Raw genomic sequence first — 16,025 nt, 5'->3', positions numbered from 1 at the left:
TCGTTGCCCCGGCCGGGAACCCGGCGGGGTTGCTTCCTGCGGGCGCCCACCTCCATGGTGCTCGCCCATTCCCGCTCAGGCCTGCTCGTCGCGGCCCCGCCGACTCGCGGCCAGCTCGGCCAGGCCCTGGCGCACACGGTTGCCGATGGTCAGCAGCAGCAGGGCCGCGATCAGCAACATCAGCCAGTCGATCCAGGCCAGCGGCAACAGGCCGCTGGCTACCCCGGCACCGATCACGCCGAAACACAGCGCCCGGTCGCTCTTGCCCATCGGGCCGTCGTAGCGGCGCGAAGCGCCGACCATGGTGCCCAGCGCACCGGCATATTCGCTGATCACCGCCAGCAGCACCACCAGCACCACCCACAGCGGATTGACTCCCGGCAACAGGGCGAACGGCAGGTACAGGCCGCTGTCGGCGATCACGTCGGTGAGTTCGTTGAGGTAGGCGCCCAGGTCGGATTTCTGGCCGAACTCGCGGGCGAGCATGCCGTCCACCGCGTTCAGCGCCATGCGCAGGAACATCCACAGCGGAACGAGGGCGAACAGCCAGAGATGGCTGGCGAAACCGGCGACCAGCGCGCCGACCAGCAGCGACAGCAGGCAGGCCGCCAGGGTCACCTGGTTGGCAGTGATGCCGCGCTGGTAGAGGCGCTGCACGCCGGGACGAAGAAGATTCTGAAAGCGCGGTTTGAGTTGATAGACGGAAATCATGTCAGCCAGTCCTTGTGCCGAGTTGCTTCGGGCACCGACCTGGCGGTCGGCGCCCGCTCCATTCTACGACGTCGATGCGCCGCTAAAAGTGACACACTTTTATGCGTTACGCATGGCCCGTATCAGCGCATCCGTCAGAAATCGCGCTTGAAGAACAGGTCCAGCGAACTGGCCAGGCCGCTCGCCGCTTCGAGATAGAGGCGTTTGGTCAACTGGTAGCGCAAGGCGATGGTATTTGCCGGTTCGAACACTCCAACACCATAGCGCAGGCTGAGCTTGTCGGTGATATTCCCGCTGGCGACCACGCTGGTGCTGTTGCCGGTGCCCTCGGTGTCCAGCTGGAAGTCCTGGATGCCGAGCTGCTTGGCGATTTCCCCGGTGAGCGGTGCGCTACCGGCCAGGCCCAGGGCCAGGGCCGCCTCGCCGAGCATGTTGCTGTCTTCGCCGGTGCTCATCGGCCGCCCCAGCACCAGGTAGGACAGCGCCTGCTCCTGGCTCATCGCCGGTTCGGAGAATACCGCGCTGGTCGGCTGCTCGGCGCTGCCGGTCAGGCGCAGGCCGGCGACCACATCGTCGACCCGGCGGATCGCCTCGATATCCAGGTACGGCTGGTCGATCGGTCCGGCGAAGAACAGCCGCGCCCTACGGATCGTCAGGCGCTGGCCGTAGGCACGATAGCGGCCCTTGTTCAGGTTCAGCTCGCCGCGGGTATCCAGGTTGTCGCCGATGTGCAGGTGGCCTGCCAGTTCGGCGCTGAGGCCGAAGCCGGAGAACGCCAGCTTGTCCTGGCCGACCTCGACATCGATGTCCATCTTCATCTTCAGCGGCTGCTGCTCGGGCTGCTCGGAGCCGACGATCACCGCGTCGTCGGAGACCTTGACCGTCGATGGCGGCAACTGGCGGATGGTGATGTCGCCACGCGGCACCAGGACCTTGCCGGAGATCGCCAGCTCCTGGCCGGCCATGCCGATCTTCAGGTCCGGTTCCACCTCCAGTTGCGCATAGGGATCGACCACCACCGGCAGGCGGTTGCCACGAATGTTCAGGGCGACGTTCAGCGCCTCGCCCCAGCTCAGGTTGCCGGACAGGCTGCCCTGGCCGTACCTGCCGCTGCGCCAGCCGCCGCCGAGTTCCAGGCTTTCGCCAGCGATGCGAGCGTCGAGGGAAAGGTTCTCGAAGCTGGTCGGCAGCTCGCCGCCGCCGATGTTGCCGTCGCTCAGCGTCACCCGTCCGTCGACCCGCGGCGCCAGCAGGCCGCCGGACAGCCGGCCGCTGCCGTTCAGCCTGCCTTGCAGTTTCTCCACCATCGGCACGAACGGGCGCGCCACCGACAGGTCGAGGCCGGCCAGGCTGAACTCGCCGCTCAGCGGCTTGCTCGCCGGGCGCGGGTCGATCTGCGCCTGCACCCGCAACTCGCCGAGCTTCGGTCCGCGGAAGTCGAGGGAGGTATCGACGCGGTTGGGCGCCAGCCGGCTCTCCAGGCGCAGGCTGTCGTAGCCGACGTCGACCCACTGGCCCTGGTCGCGCAGGCGCAGCGTACCGCTGCCGGCGTCCAGGCTGACCACGCCGCTCGGGCCGCGGGCCGGAACGTCCAGTTGCAGGTCGCCGTTCAGCTTGCCCTGCCAGGCGAAATCCTCGGGGAACCATTGCTTCAGGCTGTCCAGCGGGAAGTCGCGCAAGGTATAGCGCAGCCGCGGCTCGGGCAGCAGGCGCTGCTCGCCGCCGCAGAGGCTGGCGCCGCCGGATACCCAGCAATGTGCGCCGAAATTGACCCTGCCGTCGGCCAACCGCTCCAGGCGCGCCGGCTGCTGTAGCTTCCAGTCCTGGCCGCCGCTGCTCAACTCGCCGCGCGCCAGGCGACCGCGCCAGTTGCCGCGCTCCAGCTGCCCGTCGAAGGCCAGGCCGAGCTTGAGCAAGGCACCTTGCAGGTCCAGTTCCAGTTGCTGGCGGTGTTGGTCGCCGCGGGCATTGGCCTTGAACAGGCCGAGATCGGTTTCGCCGCTGCGCAGGCCGGAAGCGACCAGTGCCAGGGTGCCGTTCTGCCGGGCATCGAGGTTCGCCTGCAGGTCGAGGCCGGCGATGCGCTGCTCGGCGTAGGCGATCTGCTGTCCCTTGAGGTTCAGCCTGCCTTGCGGCGCCGCGAGGCTGCCAGCCAGGTCGAGGCGTCCGTCGAGGCGACCGAAGAGTTGCGGCCAAAGCTGGCCGAGACGGTTCAGGGCGATGTCCAGGCGGCCTTGCAGGCGCTGGTCGAGCGCCCCGCTGCCCTGCACCTTGTTATCCCCCAGGCGCAGGTCGAGGTTGCCCAGCGTCCAGCGCTGCCCCTCGCCTTCGGCGCGCGCCTGGAATAGCGCCGGCTGGCCGCGCAGGCGACCCTTGACGTCGAGATCCACGCCCAACGCCAGTCGCTCGTCGCGAACACTTCCCTGGCTGCGCAAGGGACCGGCCAGTGAACCCGGCAGCTCGGCGACCCAGTACGCCGGGTTCAGTTCGCTGAGCTGCAGGGCGGTATCCCAAGCCACGCCATTGTCGAAACGCAACGTCACCCGCCCCTCGGCCTGGCCTTGCCCGGCGCGGAGCTGCAGCGACGGCAGGTTGAGCTGGACGAGGTCGCCGGACACCGGGCTGGCCAGCGTGAAGTCGCCCGCCGGACCGCTCGCCGCCGCGCTGAAATTGCCCAGGTAGCGCTGGTCCTGGTAATGCACTTCCGCCTTGAAGGTCTTCAGCGTCACCGGCGGCGGCTCCGCCAGCGGATACAGGCGCAGCCAGGGGAAATCCTTCCAGTCCAGGGTCGCGTCGGCGGCCAGGCTTTCGCGCCAGTCCAGGCGTCCGACCAGCTCCAGGCGCTGCTCGCCGCCAGCGTCCAGGCGCAGTTGGCGGATATCCGCGCCCTGGGCGTCGACCCGCCCGTCCAGGCTCAACGCCACCGCCCCGCCCTCGCCCGGCAGGCTGGCGCCGCCGCGGATCAGGTAACCGCTCTTGAGATCGCCGCCGGCATCGAGCTGGATGGCATTCAGGGTCAAGGTGTCCGGTAGTCCGGCCGCACCCTTGAAACCGTCGGCGCGGATCAGCAATCGTGCCGGCAGGTTTTCCGCCAGCGCCTGCAACTGTCCTTCCAGGCTGCCGTCCAGGTAACCGCTGCTGCGGCCTTTCAGGGTCAGCGCCTGCTGCAGCTCACCGCCGACCTGGACGGCCAGCTTCCACGGCTTGCCTTCGGGAGCGGGCAGGCCGAGCGTGGCTTCGGCCTGCAAGGGCCAGTCGCCGCTCGGCTGCAAGCGCCCCTGGAGCGCCAGGTCCAGGCCGAAGCCCCGCGCCGTCAGCGAGTCGATGTGCAGGCCGTCGGCCAGCCAATGGGCCGCCAGCTTGAGTTCGGCGACCTGCTGGTTGCCGTCGAGCAGGAAGCTGCCGACCGCCACTTCGCCGAGTTCGATGCTCAGCGGCAGTTTCAGCGTCGGCAGGCTGATCGGCCCGCTGTCGGCGCTGTCGCCGCTCGGCGGCAGGTCCAGCGCGACCCGCTCGGCGGCCACCCGCTGCAGGCACAGGCGCAGCCCCGCCAGGCAAGCCGGCGACCAGCGCAGTTCCGGCCGCTCGACGACCAGTTGCGTACCGTCCTGCGCCCAGGACAGCCGCTGTGCCTGCCAGGCGCCACCGAGGCGACCCTCGAAGCCGCTGACCTGCAGGCCCGGCACGCGGCCGAGCAGCCAGGCGCTGCCGGCCTGGGTGCCGAGCAGCGCAGCGAGTCCCAGGAGCAGCGCGAGGAGCAGCCCGACTATGGCCAGCAGGGTGATCTTCAGCGCCTTCACAGTTCTGGCCCCATGGAGAAGTGCAGGCGGAAACCGCCATCGTCGTCGAGCGCATGGGCCAGGTCGAGGCGCAACGGGCCGACCGGCGAGACCCAGCGCACGCCGAAGCCGACCCCGGTCTTGATCGACGGGAAGTCCAGCGAGTTGAAGGCGTTGCCCTGGTCGACGAAGGTCGCCAGGCGCCAGCGCTCGGCCAGCGGATATTGATACTCGACGCTGCCGGCGATCATGTAGCGGCCGCCGATCTTGTCGCCATCGGAATTCTCCGGCGACAGCGTCCGGTAGTCGTAGCCACGCACGCTCTGGTCGCCGCCGGCGAAGAAGCGCAGCGAGGGCGGGATCGACTTGTAGTCGTTGGTGGCGATTCCGCCTACCTGCAGGCGGCCGAGCAGGCGATGGCCGCCGGCGAAGCTGGTCAGGCCCTTGGCCATGGCGTCGACATGGAGGACGTCGGCGTCGGCCAGCAGGCCTTCCTTCGCCCCCTTGACGTTGAACTGCAGGCGGTAGCCATGGCTGGGGTCGACCTTGTTGTCGGTCTCCAGCAGCGAGTAGCCGATCCCCGGCATCAGGAAGCTGCTCAGCCCGGAGTCGTCGCCCAGCTTGTACTCCTCGCGCATCCAGTTCAGCGAAACCACCCGCTGCCAGCCACCGGGCTGCTTGCTGTGCCATTCGCCGCCAAGGGTCAGCAGCTTGCTCTCGGTGTCGACCAGGTCTTCGAACTGGTAGCCGCTGGTGAAGCGCAGCTTGTCGGTGAGCGGCGGATCGAGGGGAATCTCGTACCAGGCGCCGACGTTCTGCCGTGGTGCGGAGATTTCCGACTCGAATCCCAGGCTATGCCCTTCGGCATTCACCCAATGGCGGGTCCAGTTGAACCTCGCGCGCGCCCCGACGTCGGTCGAGAAGCCGAGGCCGACGCCCATGGTCCGGGGCTTGCGCGCCTCCAGCCGGACCGCTACCGGGATCGCCTGGCGCGCGCCGTCGGCCTGCGCCTGGGTCGGCGCGGCGTCGACCCGCACGCCCTCGAAGTAGCCGCTGGATTGCAGGTTCTGGTTGAGTTCGGCGATCAGTTCGGAGTCATAGGGTTGGCCGGCCTTGAACGGCACCATGCGGCGCAACAGTTCTTCCTCGATGATCGAGTCGCCGTCGAAGCTCACCTTGCCGAAGGTGTAGCGCTGGCCGCTGTCGTAGACCAGGTCGATGTCGGCGATGCCGGCGCGCGGATCGATGCTCAGGCGCTGGGTGCTGAAGCGGCCCTGGAAGAAGCCGTAGCGCGAGGCCTGGTTCTGGATCAGCCGCTTGGCGTCCTCGTAGACGCCCTGGTTCAGCTTCGCGCCCGGTTTCAGTTGCTTGCCCGACGGCAAGCGGAAGCTCTCCAGGCTGGCGGCCTCGCCGAGCACCTGGATATTCACCTGGCGCAGGCGCACGGGCTCGCCGGGCACTACCTTGAGCGTGAGCTTCGGCGGCTTGCCGTCCTTCACCTCGCTGTCGATCTGCGCCTGGAAGTAGCCGAGCGCCTGGGCCGCCTTTTCCGCCTGCGCTTCGGCATTGCGGCGGAAACGTTGCAACGCCGCTTCGTCCCGCTCGCCGAGGCTACCCACATAGGCCTCGATATTGGCCTTCAGGGCGGCATTGGCGGGGGTGACGCGCACGCTAAGCTGGCTCTCCGCGAAGGCGGCCGTACTCAGGCACAGCAGCCCGGCCAGCGGGAACCGGAACAATCCTTGAGTCAGTCTCATGGCGCGGATGCTACGCAGGCGGGTGGCGCGCGTCCAGATTTGCGCGGACGCCGCCGACCACCTCCTGACATTCGGGTTTTATGACGCCAAGCGCCTGACAGGCATGGCTTTTCTCGCGCGTCCGGGGGAACGCTCAGGTCGCCGCCGGCGTCTCGCCAGGATGCAGGAGGACGTGCTCGCGCACCGCTCCCAGCGTCACCTCGCCGATCTCGCGGTAGCCGTGCCGCTGGTAGAAGTCCAGGTAGCGCGCATTGCCGGTATCCAGGACCAGCCCCTGCGAAGCGGAGTCCTCGGCGCACCAGCGCTGCACGGCCGCCAGCAACTGCTCGCCGATCTGCCTGCCCTGGTACTCGGGATGCACGCCGAGCATCGGCAACTGGTGATGGGGGCCGACCGGCAGGCAGGCCTGCACCGCCCGGTGGTAATCCAGGTAGCGCCGGGTCGCGGCCAGGCCGACGCTGAACAGCATGCGCAGGCGCCAGCTCCAGCTCTCGGTGATATCCAGGCGCCGCTGCGGCGGCGTGATCAGGGCCGCCGCGACCAGCCGATCGTCGATGAACAGGCCGATGGCCGGCAACTCTTCGCCCAGATGGCGCTCGACCATCTCCCGGACGCAGGCACGCACGCGCTGGTCGTAGCCGGCGCGCTGCGCATCCATCAGGTAGGCGAAGGTCGGTTCGTGGCGGTAGGCGTGGTAGAAAAGCGAGCGGACTTCGCGGCTATAGCCGTCGTCGAGCAGACGGACATCGGTGACCTGATCAGGCATGGAACGCATTCCTTGTCGGCCGCCGGCGCAGCGACACGCACGCTTCGCCACGGCGATTGGTCGAGCGGATGGCCTGGCCATCCCCGTCCGCGGCAGACCACAGGGCCGGCAAAGCGCCAAGCCACACAGCCATCGGGTACCCGGCGGACACTAGCACAGCGCCTCCAGGGTCGCCAGGCATCCCCCGGCTGGGCTAGCATTCCTGTTTTTGCCAGGACGCCCACCATGAAAATCGTCTCTTTCAATATCAACGGTCTGCGCGCCCGGCCGCACCAGCTGGCGGCGCTGATCGAGCGGCACCAGCCCGACGTGATCGGGCTGCAGGAAACCAAGGTCGCCGACGACCAGTTTCCCCAGGCCGAGATCGAGGCGCTCGGCTACCACGTCCACTACCACGGGCAGAAAGGCCACTACGGCGTCGCCCTGCTCTCCCGCCAGGCGCCCCTGGAACTGCACCGCGGCTTCCCGAGCGACGGCGAGGAGTCCCAGCGTCGCTTCATCTGGGGCACCTTCAGCGACGCCCAGGGCAACCCGATCACCGTGATGAACGGTTACTTCCCGCAAGGCGAGAACCGCGAGCATCCGACCAAGTTCCCGGCCAAGCAGCGCTTCTACGCCGATCTCCAGTCGCTGCTGGAGAACAGCTTCAAGCCCGAGCAGGCCCTGGTGGTGATGGGCGACATCAATATCTCGCCGGAAGACTGCGACATCGGCATCGGCGAGGAAAACCGCAAGCGCTGGCTGAAGACCGGCAAGTGCAGCTTCCTGCCGGAAGAGCGCGAATGGCTGGCTACCTTGAAGAACTGGGGCCTGGTCGACAGCTTCCGGGCCCTGAATCCGGAGGTGAACGACCGCTTCAGCTGGTTCGACTACCGCAGCCGTGGCTTCGAGGACACCCCCAAGCGCGGCCTGCGCATCGATGTGATCCTGGCCAGCCGGGTGCTGCAGTCGCGCTTCAAGGACGCCGGCATCGACTACGACCTGCGCGGTATGGAGAAACCCTCCGATCACGCCCCGATCTGGCTGGAACTGGCCTGAGACCCAGCCTAAGGAAAAGGCTCATCCCCGGATGAGCCTTCAGGCGGTCGCTGCCTGGCCCGGGCGATCTCGCCGACGCCCCCCTATCCGGCGCGCGACCTTTCCCTCAGGCAGGATTGTCCACCCGCGCCCCCTTCAGCTCCACTCGATTGCCGTCCGGATCGAAGAAGTACAGCGACCAGCCGTCGCCCTCGGCGCCGAAGCGGATTTCCGCGGGAACCTGCGGGACCAGGCCGAACCCCTCGAGATGGGCGATCAGCGCGGCCTCGTCGAACGGCTCGATGCGCACGCAGAAATGGTCGACGTTGCGCCCTTCCCCACCCGGCGCCGCACCGCCCTCCCGGCCGAGCGACCCGGACACCGCGACCAGGTCGAGCATCGACGTGCCCAGGCGTAGATGGGCCAGCTCCAGGTCGTCGCGCCACTTCACCACCACGCAACCGAGGACATCGCGATAGAACGCGATGCTGCGTTCCAGGTCGCGGACCCGCAGGACGATGTGATCGAGACGTTCGACGACGAAGGGTTGCATGGTCATTCACCTCTAGGACCGTGGACTATGGCGAGACTTTAGCCAGCACACCTCGGGTTGATAATGCTTTAATCCCTGATTCATTGATTACTGACAGTGAATTATCCCCGTGGATCACCTCACCGCCCTCAAGGTCTTCCGCGCCGTGGCCGCGAATGGCGGCTTCGCCGCCGCGGCCCGGCAGATGAATCTCTCGCCGGCCGCCGTGAGCAAGAACGTCGCCGAGCTGGAAGCGCACCTCAAGGTGCGCCTGATCAATCGCACCACCCGCAGCATGAGCCTGACCGAGGCCGGCGAAGTCTACCGGCAGCGCCTGGAGCGCATCCTCGACGACCTCGAGGCCGCCGACGCCGCGCTCACTTCGATGCAGCAGGGCCCCAGCGGCCTGCTGCGGGTCAGCGCCCCGCTGACCCTCGCCCTCACCTGCCTGACCCCGGCCATTCCGGCTTTTCTCCAGCGTTATCCGGACCTGCGCCTGGAACTGCTCCTGCAGGACGGCCGCCAGGACCTGATCGCCGAAGGCATCGACCTGGCCCTGCGCGGTAGCGACCGGGTTGCGGACTCCGGCCTGGTCGCTCGCCCGCTGCTGATCCTGGAGCACGTGCTCTGCGCGGCGCCGGCCTACCTCGGTCAGCATGGCCAGCCGCTGCGGCCGGAGGCCCTGCGCGAACACGAGTGCATCCGCTTCAGCCTCTCTGGCCATGCCGACCGCTGGACCTTCCGCAAGGGCCGCGAGTGCGTAGCGGTGCCTATCGCCGGGCGTTACCGGGTGTCCTCCAGCCTGGCGGTGCGCGATGCCCTGCTCGCCGGCTTCGGCTTGAGTCTGATCCCACGGCTGTACGTACAGGCGGAACTGGCCGAAGGCCGCCTGGTTGAATTGCTGGCCGGCTGGAAGGCCGACGAGACGGCGATCCACGCGGTCTATCCATCGCGCCAACTGGCCGGCAAGACCCGGGTGTTTCTCGACTTCCTGACCGAGACAATGGCGCAGGGCCATGATTCCCCAACGCTGTAACCTTAGCGTCACCCGTCTGACTTAATCTCGCCGGCAAATTCCCTTCCCCATAGAAGACGATGCCCGCGATGCCACACCGCCAGCGCGCCAGTGACAAAGACCTCTGGAGCCGTACCCTGAGCCTGGTTTTCCTCGGATTCCTCTGTTACGCCTTCCCCTGGTCGGTATTCGCCGCCCCCTTGCCGATCCCCACGGACGACACGCCGGCGCTGCGCATCCAGGGTTCCAACACCATCGGCGCGAAGCTCCTGCCGGCCCTGGTCGAGGGCCTGATGGAAGAGGAAGGCCTGGAGGATATCCGCCGTACCCCCGGAGAACGGGAAAACGAACTCCATCTGCTCGGCAAGAGCCGCGACGGCCGCCTGGTGAGGGTGGAGCTATCCGCCCACGGCTCGAGCACCGGCTTCGCCGCCCTCCTCGAACGCCACGCCGAACTCGCCGCGGCCTCGCGTCCCGTCAAGGACAGCGAAGTTCGCGCCCTGGCCGGCTTCGGCGACCTGCGCAGCCCATATGCCGAGCAGGTGATCGCCATCGACGGACTGGCGATCATCCTGCATCCGGACAACCCGCTGGCCTCGCTGGACACCGCGCAACTGGCGGCGGTGTTCGCCGGCGAGGTGCGTACCTGGGAAGAACTGGGCGGCAAGGGCGGCGCCATCCGCCTGTACGCTCGCGACGAGCAGTCCGGCACCTACGACACCTTCAAGGAACTGGTGCTGGCCAGTCACGGCAAGAGCCTGGCCAGCGACGCCCGCCGCTTCGAATCCAACGATCGGCTGGCGGCCGCGGTGAGCGCCGATCCGCACGCCATCGGCTTCGTCGGCATCGCGTCGGTGGGCCGGGCCCGCGCCTTGGCCATCGCCGACGGCGAATCGCTGCCGATGGCGCCCCAGGAAAGCCTGATCGCCACCGAGGACTACCCGCTGTCGCGCCGCCTGTTCCTCTACCTGAAGCCCGGCGAGAAGAACCCCTGGGCCCAGGCCCTGGTACGTTTCGCCCAAGGCCCGCGCGGCCAGGCGATCGTCACCCGCAGCGGCTTCGTCGCGCAGAAGATCCAGGCGGTGCAGATCGCACCGCGCCCGCAGATGCCCGCCGAATACCGCAAGCTCGCGGAACAGGCGCGGCGCCTGACGGTGAACTTCCGCTTCCAGGAAGGCAGCGCGCTGCTCGACAACAAGGCACTGCTCGACGTACAGCGTTTGCTGGACTACCTGCGGCAAAATCGGAAGTTGCAGGAGCGCACCGTGCTGGTGGGCTTCGGCGATCCCAAGTCCGACGCCGAGCGCTCGGTCCTGCTTTCGCGTCTGCGCGCCATGGCCGTGCGCCGCGAACTGGCCCGCGGCGGCGTGAGTTTCCGCGAGATCGCCGGCTTCGGCGACGAGTTGCCGGTCGCCAGCAACGACCAGGAACTGGGCCGACAGAAGAACCGGCGGGTGGAAGTCTGGGTCTACTGAACGCTGTAGCACTTTGTAACCTCGCCGTTTTGCCGGCGCCCGGAGCCTGGTTTATTTTTTCCGAGTGACTGCGGGCCCCTCTGACGGTAAGCAATTGCCGCCATGTCGGAGTCACATGACCATCCGACAATTCGAAGCGAGGGGGCCCAATGGCAGCTCTGCATGCATTTCTCACCGAACCGTTCCTCGGTACGGCTATCTGGTTCTGGCTGGCCTTCCTGGCCATCGTCATCGTTCTCCTGGTCCTCGACCTCGGCGTGCTGCAACGCGACCACCACGAAATCGGCGTGCGCGAAAGCCTGCTGCTGTCCGCCGGCTACTTCGCCTGCGGCCTGGCCTTCGGCGGCTGGGTCTGGTACGCCTTCGGCCCCACCAGCGCGGTGGAGTACTACACCGGCTTCCTGGTCGAACAGTCGCTATCGATGGACAACGTGTTCGTCATGGCGATGATCTTCAGTTTCTTCGGCATCCCCCGCCGCTACCAGCACCAGGTGCTGTTCTGGGGCATCCTCGGCGCCATCGTCCTGCGGGCCATCATGATCGGCCTGGGCGCCGCGCTGGTGAAGGAATTCGACTGGATCATGTACGTGTTCGGCGCCTTCCTGCTGTTCAGCGGCGTGAAGATGCTGTTCAACAAGCACGAGGAAGAACCCGACCTGGAGCACAACCCGGTGCTGCGCTTCCTGCGCAAGCACATGCGGGTGACCAAGGAACTGCACGAGCATCACTTCTTCGTCCGCCTGCCGGACGCCAGCGGCAAGCTGGTGCGCTACGCCACCCCGCTGTTCTTCGCCCTGGTGCTGATCGAGCTGGCCGACCTGGTGTTCGCGGTGGACAGCGTGCCGGCGATCTTCGCCATCACCCAGGACCCGTTCATCGTCTACACCTCGAACATCTTCGCCATCCTCGGCCTGCGCGCCCTGTACTTCTCGCTGGCGGCGATGATCCACCGCTTCGTCTACCTGAAATACGCCCTGGCCCTGGTGCTGGTGTTCATCGGTGCGAAGATCATGCTCCACGGTGTGATCGGCAAGATTCCCGCCGGCCTCTCGCTTGGCGTAACCTTCGGCCTGCTGGCGGGCGGTATCCTGCTCTCCCTGCTGAAGACCCGCACGCCGAAAGCCACCGTCGAGGACAAGGCCGAACCGAATGCCGAACACGCTCTGGATCGAACGTCTGGACACCCACGCTGAACCTTTCTGGCGGGTCCGCCTCGGCACGCGTGGGATCTGCTTCCGCAACGAGCGGGCGGCCCGCGAGTTCGCCGCCCTGCTGCACAGCCGTCGCGCGTGGCAGCTGGAACGCAACGCCGAGGAAAAAGGGGCAGACTCCCCGGAATGAAAAAGGCCCGCACCCGCGGGCCTTTCCCCTATACCACAGCCGTCAGCGGCTGCTGCGCAGCATCTCCCTGGGCACGTACTTGCCCAGCTCGAACTTGCCGATCGCCGCGCGGTGCACCTCGTCCGGACCGTCGGCCAGGCGCAGGGTGCGCTGCATGGCGTACCAGTAGGCCAGCGGGAAGTCGTTGGAAACCCCGGCGCCACCGTGCATCTGGATCGCCCGGTCGATCACCTTCAACGCCACGTTGGGCGCCACCACCTTGATCTGGGCGATTTCGCTCTGGGCGATCTTGTTGCCCACGGTATCCATCATGTAGGCGGCCTGCAGGGTCAGCAGGCGTGCCATGTTGATCTCCATCCGCGAGTCGGCGATGTGGTCGATGTTGCCGCCCAGGCGCGCCAGCGGCTTGCCGAACGCGGTACGGCTGACCGCGCGCTTGCACATCAGTTCGAGGGCGCGCTCGGCCATGCCGATGGAGCGCATGCAGTGGTGGATGCGGCCCGGGCCGAGGCGCCCCTGGGCGATCTCGAAACCGCGGCCCTCGCCGAGGATGACGTTCTCGTAGGGCACCCGCACGTTCTCGAACAGCACTTCGGCATGGCCATGCGGCGCGTCGTCGTAGCCGAACACCGGCAGCGGACGGAGGATCTTCACCCCGGGGGTGTCGACCGGTACCAGGATCATCGAGTGCTGCTGGTGGCGCGGCGCGTCCGGGTTGGTCAGGCCCATGAAGATCAGGATCTTGCAGCGCGGATCGCAGGCGCCGGAAGTCCACCACTTGCGCCCGTTGATCACCCAGTCGTTGCCCTGGCGCTCGGCGCGCGCCTCCATATTGGTGGCGTCGGACGAGGCCACGCCCGGTTCGGTCATGGCGAAGGCCGAGCGGATCTCGCCGCTCAGCAGCGGTTCCAGCCAGGTGCGCTTCTGCTCCTCGCTGCCGTAGCGCACCAGCACCTCCATGTTGCCGGTATCCGGCGCGGCGCAGTTGAAGGGTTCCGGCCCGATCAGCGAACGGCCCATGATTTCCGCCAGCGGCGCGTATTCGTGGTTGGCCAGCCCGGCACCATACTCGGACTCGGGCAGGAACAGGTTCCACAGCCCTTCGGCCTTGGCCTTGGCCTTCAGCTCTTCCATGATCGCCGTCGGCTGCCAGCGGTCGCCCTCGGCGACCTGGCGCTCGAACACGGCCTCGGCGGGATAGACATGCGCTTCCATGAACGCGCTGACACGTTCACGCAGCTCCTGGACCTTGGGGGAATAGGCGAAATCCATGGGGGATACCTTCTGACGGGTTGGCAGGCGAGGCATCGGACAAAGGCGCTGGTAACGATGCCGGAACAGGGCTTAAGATTTGCCCAGTCTATTTTTTCCGTCCATGAACATTCATGATCCATATGGGGGTCATCCAAGCCCCCAATAACAAGAAAAGTCGCGGAGCCAGTGCCATGAACCTGAACAAAGTCGACCTGAACCTGTTCATCGTGTTCGATGCGATCTATACCGAAGCCAACCTGACCCGCGCCGGGCAAATCGTCGGCATCACCCAGCCAGCCGTATCCAACGCCCTTTCCCGCCTGCGCGAGACCTTCAACGACCCGCTGTTCGTGCGCACCGCCCAGGGCATGGTGCCGACCCCGATGGCGCAGAACATCATCGGCCCGGTGCGCAACGCGCTGCAGTTGCTGCGGGTTTCGGTGCAGGAGAGCCGCAGCTTCGATCCGCAGCAGGCGAACAAGACCTACCGCATCAGCATGACCGACCTCACCGAAGCGGTCATCCTCCCCCCGCTGTTCCAGCGCTTGCGCCGCCTGGCGCCGAACGTGCATATCGAGAGCTTCCTCGCCAAGCGCCGCGAAACCACCAAGGAACTCGCCGCCGGCCGCCTCGACTTCGCCGTCGACGCGCCGCTGAACACCGATCCCCAGGTGCGCCACGTCAAGCTGATGGAGGACCGCTACGTCTGCGCCATGCGCCGCGGCCACCCACTGGCGGGCAAGCCGAAGCTGGCCCTGGACGATTACCTGGGCCTGACCCACATCCATATTTCCAGCCGCCGCAGCGGCCTCGGCTACATCGACCTGGCGCTGGGCAAGATGGGCATCCAGCGCAAGATCGCGCTGCGCTCGCAGCACTACCTGATGGCCTCCACGGTGGTCCAGCAGACCGACATGGCGATGACCGTGCCGGAACGCTTCGCCCGTCACCACGACCTGCACTACGCGGAGCTGCCGGTGAGCGACGTGCCGAAACTGGAAACCCACCTGTACTGGCACGAAAGCACCGACCAGGACCCGGCCAACCGCTGGATGCGCGAACAGATCATCGAGCTGTGCCAGCAGGTCACCGCGCGCGAGAACAAGGCGGCGCAGCCGGCGTGAGCGCCTGCCAAGGGGCGTAGGGCGAACGAGGCTCGGGCATTTGCTTCCGAGATGCCTCAGTGCGCCCTCTCCCTGAAGGGAGAAGGCGCCGTTGCGGAAACGACGGATAGTCGCCGCTACAGGCTGCGCACGATCACCAGGCGCTGCACGTCGCTGGTGCCCTCGTAGATCTGGCAGACCCGCACGTCCCGATAGATGCGCTCCACCGGGAAGTCCTTGAGATAGCCGTAGCCACCGAGGGTCTGGATCGCCGCGGAGCAGACTTCCTCGGCCATTTCCGAGGCGAACAGCTTGGCCATCGAGGCTTCGGTCAGACACGGCAGGCCGGCTTCGCGCAGGCTGGCGGCGTGGTGGACCATCTGCCGCGCCACGGCGATGCGGGTAGCCATGTCGGCCAGGCGGAAGGCCACTGCCTGGTGCTCGATGATCGGCTTGCCGAAGGTTTCCCGCTCGTGGGCGTAGTCGCGCGCCGCCTCGAACGCCGCGCGCGCCATGCCGACCGCCTGGGCGGCGATGCCGATGCGGCCGCCTTCGAGGTTGGCCAGGGCAATGCGGTAGCCCTCGCCCTCCTCGCCCAGGCGCAGCGTGGCCGGGATACGCAGGTCGTTGAAGGCCAGCTGGCAGGTGTCCGAGGCGTGCTGGCCGAGCTTGTCCTCGATCCGCACCACCTCGTAGCCGGGCGTGTCGGTGGGCACGATGAACGCGCTGATGCCGCGCTTTCCGGCATCCGGATCGGTGACCGCGAAGACGATCACCATCCCCGCGTGGCTGCCCGAAGTGATGAACTGCTTGGCACCGTTCAGCACGTAGTGGTCACCGTCGCGGCGGGCGCGGGTCTTCAGGAAGCTGGCGTCGGAACCGGCCTGCGGCTCGGTCAGGGCGAAGGCGCCGAGCATCGAACCCTGGGCCAGCGGACGGAGGAAGCGCTCCTTCTGCTCGGCGCTGCCGAACTTGTGGATCGGCATGCAGCCGACCGAGTTGTGCACGCTCATGATGGTCGAGCAGGCGCCGTCGCCAGCGGCGATCTCCTCGAGGGCCATGGCGTAGGCCAGGTGCCCGGTCTGCGCGCCGCCCCATTCCTCGGGCACCAGCATGCCGAGGAAGCCGAGGTCGGCCATCTCGCGGATCGCCTCGGCCGGGAAACGGTGCTCGCGGTCCCAGTCGGCGGCGAACGGTTTCAGCCGTTCCTGGGCGAACTGCCGCGCCATGTCACGGATCTGGATCTCTTCTTCGCAGGGAATCATCGCGGGTTCC

Annotated in this window: 13 protein-coding genes; 6 read left to right on the top strand and 7 right to left on the bottom strand. The window is 67.2% G+C overall.

Annotated features, from left to right (window positions below):
- Window positions 1-75 precede the first annotated feature (75 nt).
- The 4 genes from HMPREF2581_RS29165 to HMPREF2581_RS29150 all read right to left on the bottom strand — a co-directional run bounded on the left by HMPREF2581_RS29165 (window position 76) and on the right by HMPREF2581_RS29150 (window position 7,094).
- Window positions 76-711 carry a CDP-alcohol phosphatidyltransferase family protein gene (locus tag HMPREF2581_RS29165; RefSeq protein ID WP_003139074.1) on the bottom strand — a complete coding sequence of 212 codons (636 nt, stop codon included), beginning with the start codon at window positions 709-711 and terminating at the stop codon, window positions 76-78.
- Between the two features lie 134 nt (window positions 712-845).
- Window positions 846-4,511, bottom strand: a complete 3,666-nt coding sequence (locus HMPREF2581_RS29160) for a translocation/assembly module TamB domain-containing protein (protein ID WP_003139073.1) — start codon at window positions 4,509-4,511, stop codon at window positions 846-848.
- The gene (locus tag HMPREF2581_RS29155; protein ID WP_003139071.1) at window positions 4,508-6,247 is read right to left on the bottom strand and encodes an autotransporter assembly complex protein TamA; all 1,740 of its coding nucleotides are present in this window, start codon (window positions 6,245-6,247) and stop codon (window positions 4,508-4,510) included. The genes HMPREF2581_RS29160 and HMPREF2581_RS29155 overlap by 4 nt, the downstream gene beginning before the upstream one ends.
- 133 nt (window positions 6,248-6,380) lie before the next feature.
- Window positions 6,381-7,094: a GNAT family N-acetyltransferase gene (locus HMPREF2581_RS29150; RefSeq protein WP_003139068.1), complete on the bottom strand. Its 714-nt coding sequence runs from the start codon at window positions 7,092-7,094 to the stop codon at window positions 6,381-6,383.
- Between the two features lie 144 nt (window positions 7,095-7,238).
- On the opposite strand from HMPREF2581_RS29150, the gene xthA reads away from it, so the two are divergent.
- Entirely contained in the window at window positions 7,239-8,051 is an 813-nt protein-coding gene (gene xthA, locus HMPREF2581_RS29145) for an exodeoxyribonuclease III (protein ID WP_003089983.1), read from the top strand.
- Window positions 8,052-8,157: 106 nt separating this feature from the next.
- Here xthA and HMPREF2581_RS29140 read toward each other — a convergent pair whose 3' ends face one another.
- Complete coding sequence (locus HMPREF2581_RS29140) at window positions 8,158-8,589, bottom strand: VOC family protein (protein ID WP_003139067.1); 432 nt, start codon at window positions 8,587-8,589, stop codon at window positions 8,158-8,160.
- 94 nt (window positions 8,590-8,683) lie between these two features.
- On the opposite strand from HMPREF2581_RS29140, the gene HMPREF2581_RS29135 reads away from it, so the two are divergent.
- From HMPREF2581_RS29135 to HMPREF2581_RS29120, 4 genes are all read left to right on the top strand, one after another.
- Window positions 8,684-9,598: a LysR family transcriptional regulator gene (locus HMPREF2581_RS29135; protein WP_078455726.1), complete on the top strand. Its 915-nt coding sequence runs from the start codon at window positions 8,684-8,686 to the stop codon at window positions 9,596-9,598.
- A 59-nt stretch (window positions 9,599-9,657) separates the two neighbouring features.
- Window positions 9,658-11,052 (top strand): substrate-binding domain-containing protein, encoded by a 1,395-nt coding sequence (locus HMPREF2581_RS29130; protein WP_003139062.1) that lies wholly within the window; start codon window positions 9,658-9,660, stop codon window positions 11,050-11,052.
- Between the two features lie 149 nt (window positions 11,053-11,201).
- Window positions 11,202-12,245: a TerC family protein gene (locus HMPREF2581_RS29125; protein WP_003089993.1), complete on the top strand. Its 1,044-nt coding sequence runs from the start codon at window positions 11,202-11,204 to the stop codon at window positions 12,243-12,245.
- Window positions 12,202-12,393, top strand: coding sequence for a hypothetical protein (locus HMPREF2581_RS29120; RefSeq protein WP_003089995.1), 192 nt, complete (start codon window positions 12,202-12,204; stop codon window positions 12,391-12,393). The genes HMPREF2581_RS29125 and HMPREF2581_RS29120 overlap by 44 nt, the downstream gene beginning before the upstream one ends.
- Window positions 12,394-12,435: 42 nt before the next feature.
- Here the strand turns inward: HMPREF2581_RS29120 and HMPREF2581_RS29115 are convergent, their stop codons facing one another.
- On the bottom strand, window positions 12,436-13,665 hold the full coding sequence (locus HMPREF2581_RS29115) for an acyl-CoA dehydrogenase (protein WP_003139060.1): 1,230 nt from the start codon (window positions 13,663-13,665) through the stop codon (window positions 12,436-12,438).
- A 173-nt stretch (window positions 13,666-13,838) separates the two neighbouring features.
- Between HMPREF2581_RS29115 and HMPREF2581_RS29110 the strand changes: the two genes are divergently transcribed.
- Window positions 13,839-14,771 (top strand): LysR family transcriptional regulator, encoded by a 933-nt coding sequence (locus HMPREF2581_RS29110; RefSeq protein ID WP_003139057.1) that lies wholly within the window; start codon window positions 13,839-13,841, stop codon window positions 14,769-14,771.
- Window positions 14,772-14,887: 116 nt separating this feature from the next.
- Here HMPREF2581_RS29110 and HMPREF2581_RS29105 read toward each other — a convergent pair whose 3' ends face one another.
- The gene (locus tag HMPREF2581_RS29105; protein WP_003139055.1) at window positions 14,888-16,015 is read right to left on the bottom strand and encodes an acyl-CoA dehydrogenase family protein; all 1,128 of its coding nucleotides are present in this window, start codon (window positions 16,013-16,015) and stop codon (window positions 14,888-14,890) included.
- Window positions 16,016-16,025: the final 10 nt, after the last annotated feature.

The sequence above is a fragment of the Pseudomonas sp. HMSC057H01 genome (assembly GCF_001836405.1).
Lineage (GTDB): Bacteria > Pseudomonadota > Gammaproteobacteria > Pseudomonadales > Pseudomonadaceae > Pseudomonas > Pseudomonas aeruginosa.
This window is presented reverse-complemented; position numbering and strand designations above follow the sequence as displayed.

Coding starts and splice junctions, on each gene's coding strand:
- HMPREF2581_RS29165 (WP_003139074.1), bottom strand. CDS start 711: ATGATTTCCGTCTATCAACTCAAACCGCGCTTTCAGAATCTTCTTCGT.
- HMPREF2581_RS29155 (WP_003139071.1), bottom strand. CDS start 6,247: ATGAGACTGACTCAAGGATTGTTCCGGTTCCCGCTGGCCGGGCTGCTG.
- HMPREF2581_RS29150 (WP_003139068.1), bottom strand. CDS start 7,094: ATGGCCAGGCCATCCGCTCGACCAATCGCCGTGGCGAAGCGTGCGTGT.
- xthA (WP_003089983.1), top strand. CDS start 7,239: ATGAAAATCGTCTCTTTCAATATCAACGGTCTGCGCGCCCGGCCGCAC.
- HMPREF2581_RS29140 (WP_003139067.1), bottom strand. CDS start 8,589: ATGACCATGCAACCCTTCGTCGTCGAACGTCTCGATCACATCGTCCTG.
- HMPREF2581_RS29130 (WP_003139062.1), top strand. CDS start 9,658: ATGCCCGCGATGCCACACCGCCAGCGCGCCAGTGACAAAGACCTCTGG.
- HMPREF2581_RS29125 (WP_003089993.1), top strand. CDS start 11,202: ATGGCAGCTCTGCATGCATTTCTCACCGAACCGTTCCTCGGTACGGCT.
- HMPREF2581_RS29120 (WP_003089995.1), top strand. CDS start 12,202: ATGCCGAACACGCTCTGGATCGAACGTCTGGACACCCACGCTGAACCT.
- HMPREF2581_RS29115 (WP_003139060.1), bottom strand. CDS start 13,665: ATGGATTTCGCCTATTCCCCCAAGGTCCAGGAGCTGCGTGAACGTGTC.
- HMPREF2581_RS29110 (WP_003139057.1), top strand. CDS start 13,839: ATGAACCTGAACAAAGTCGACCTGAACCTGTTCATCGTGTTCGATGCG.
- HMPREF2581_RS29105 (WP_003139055.1), bottom strand. CDS start 16,015: ATGATTCCCTGCGAAGAAGAGATCCAGATCCGTGACATGGCGCGGCAG.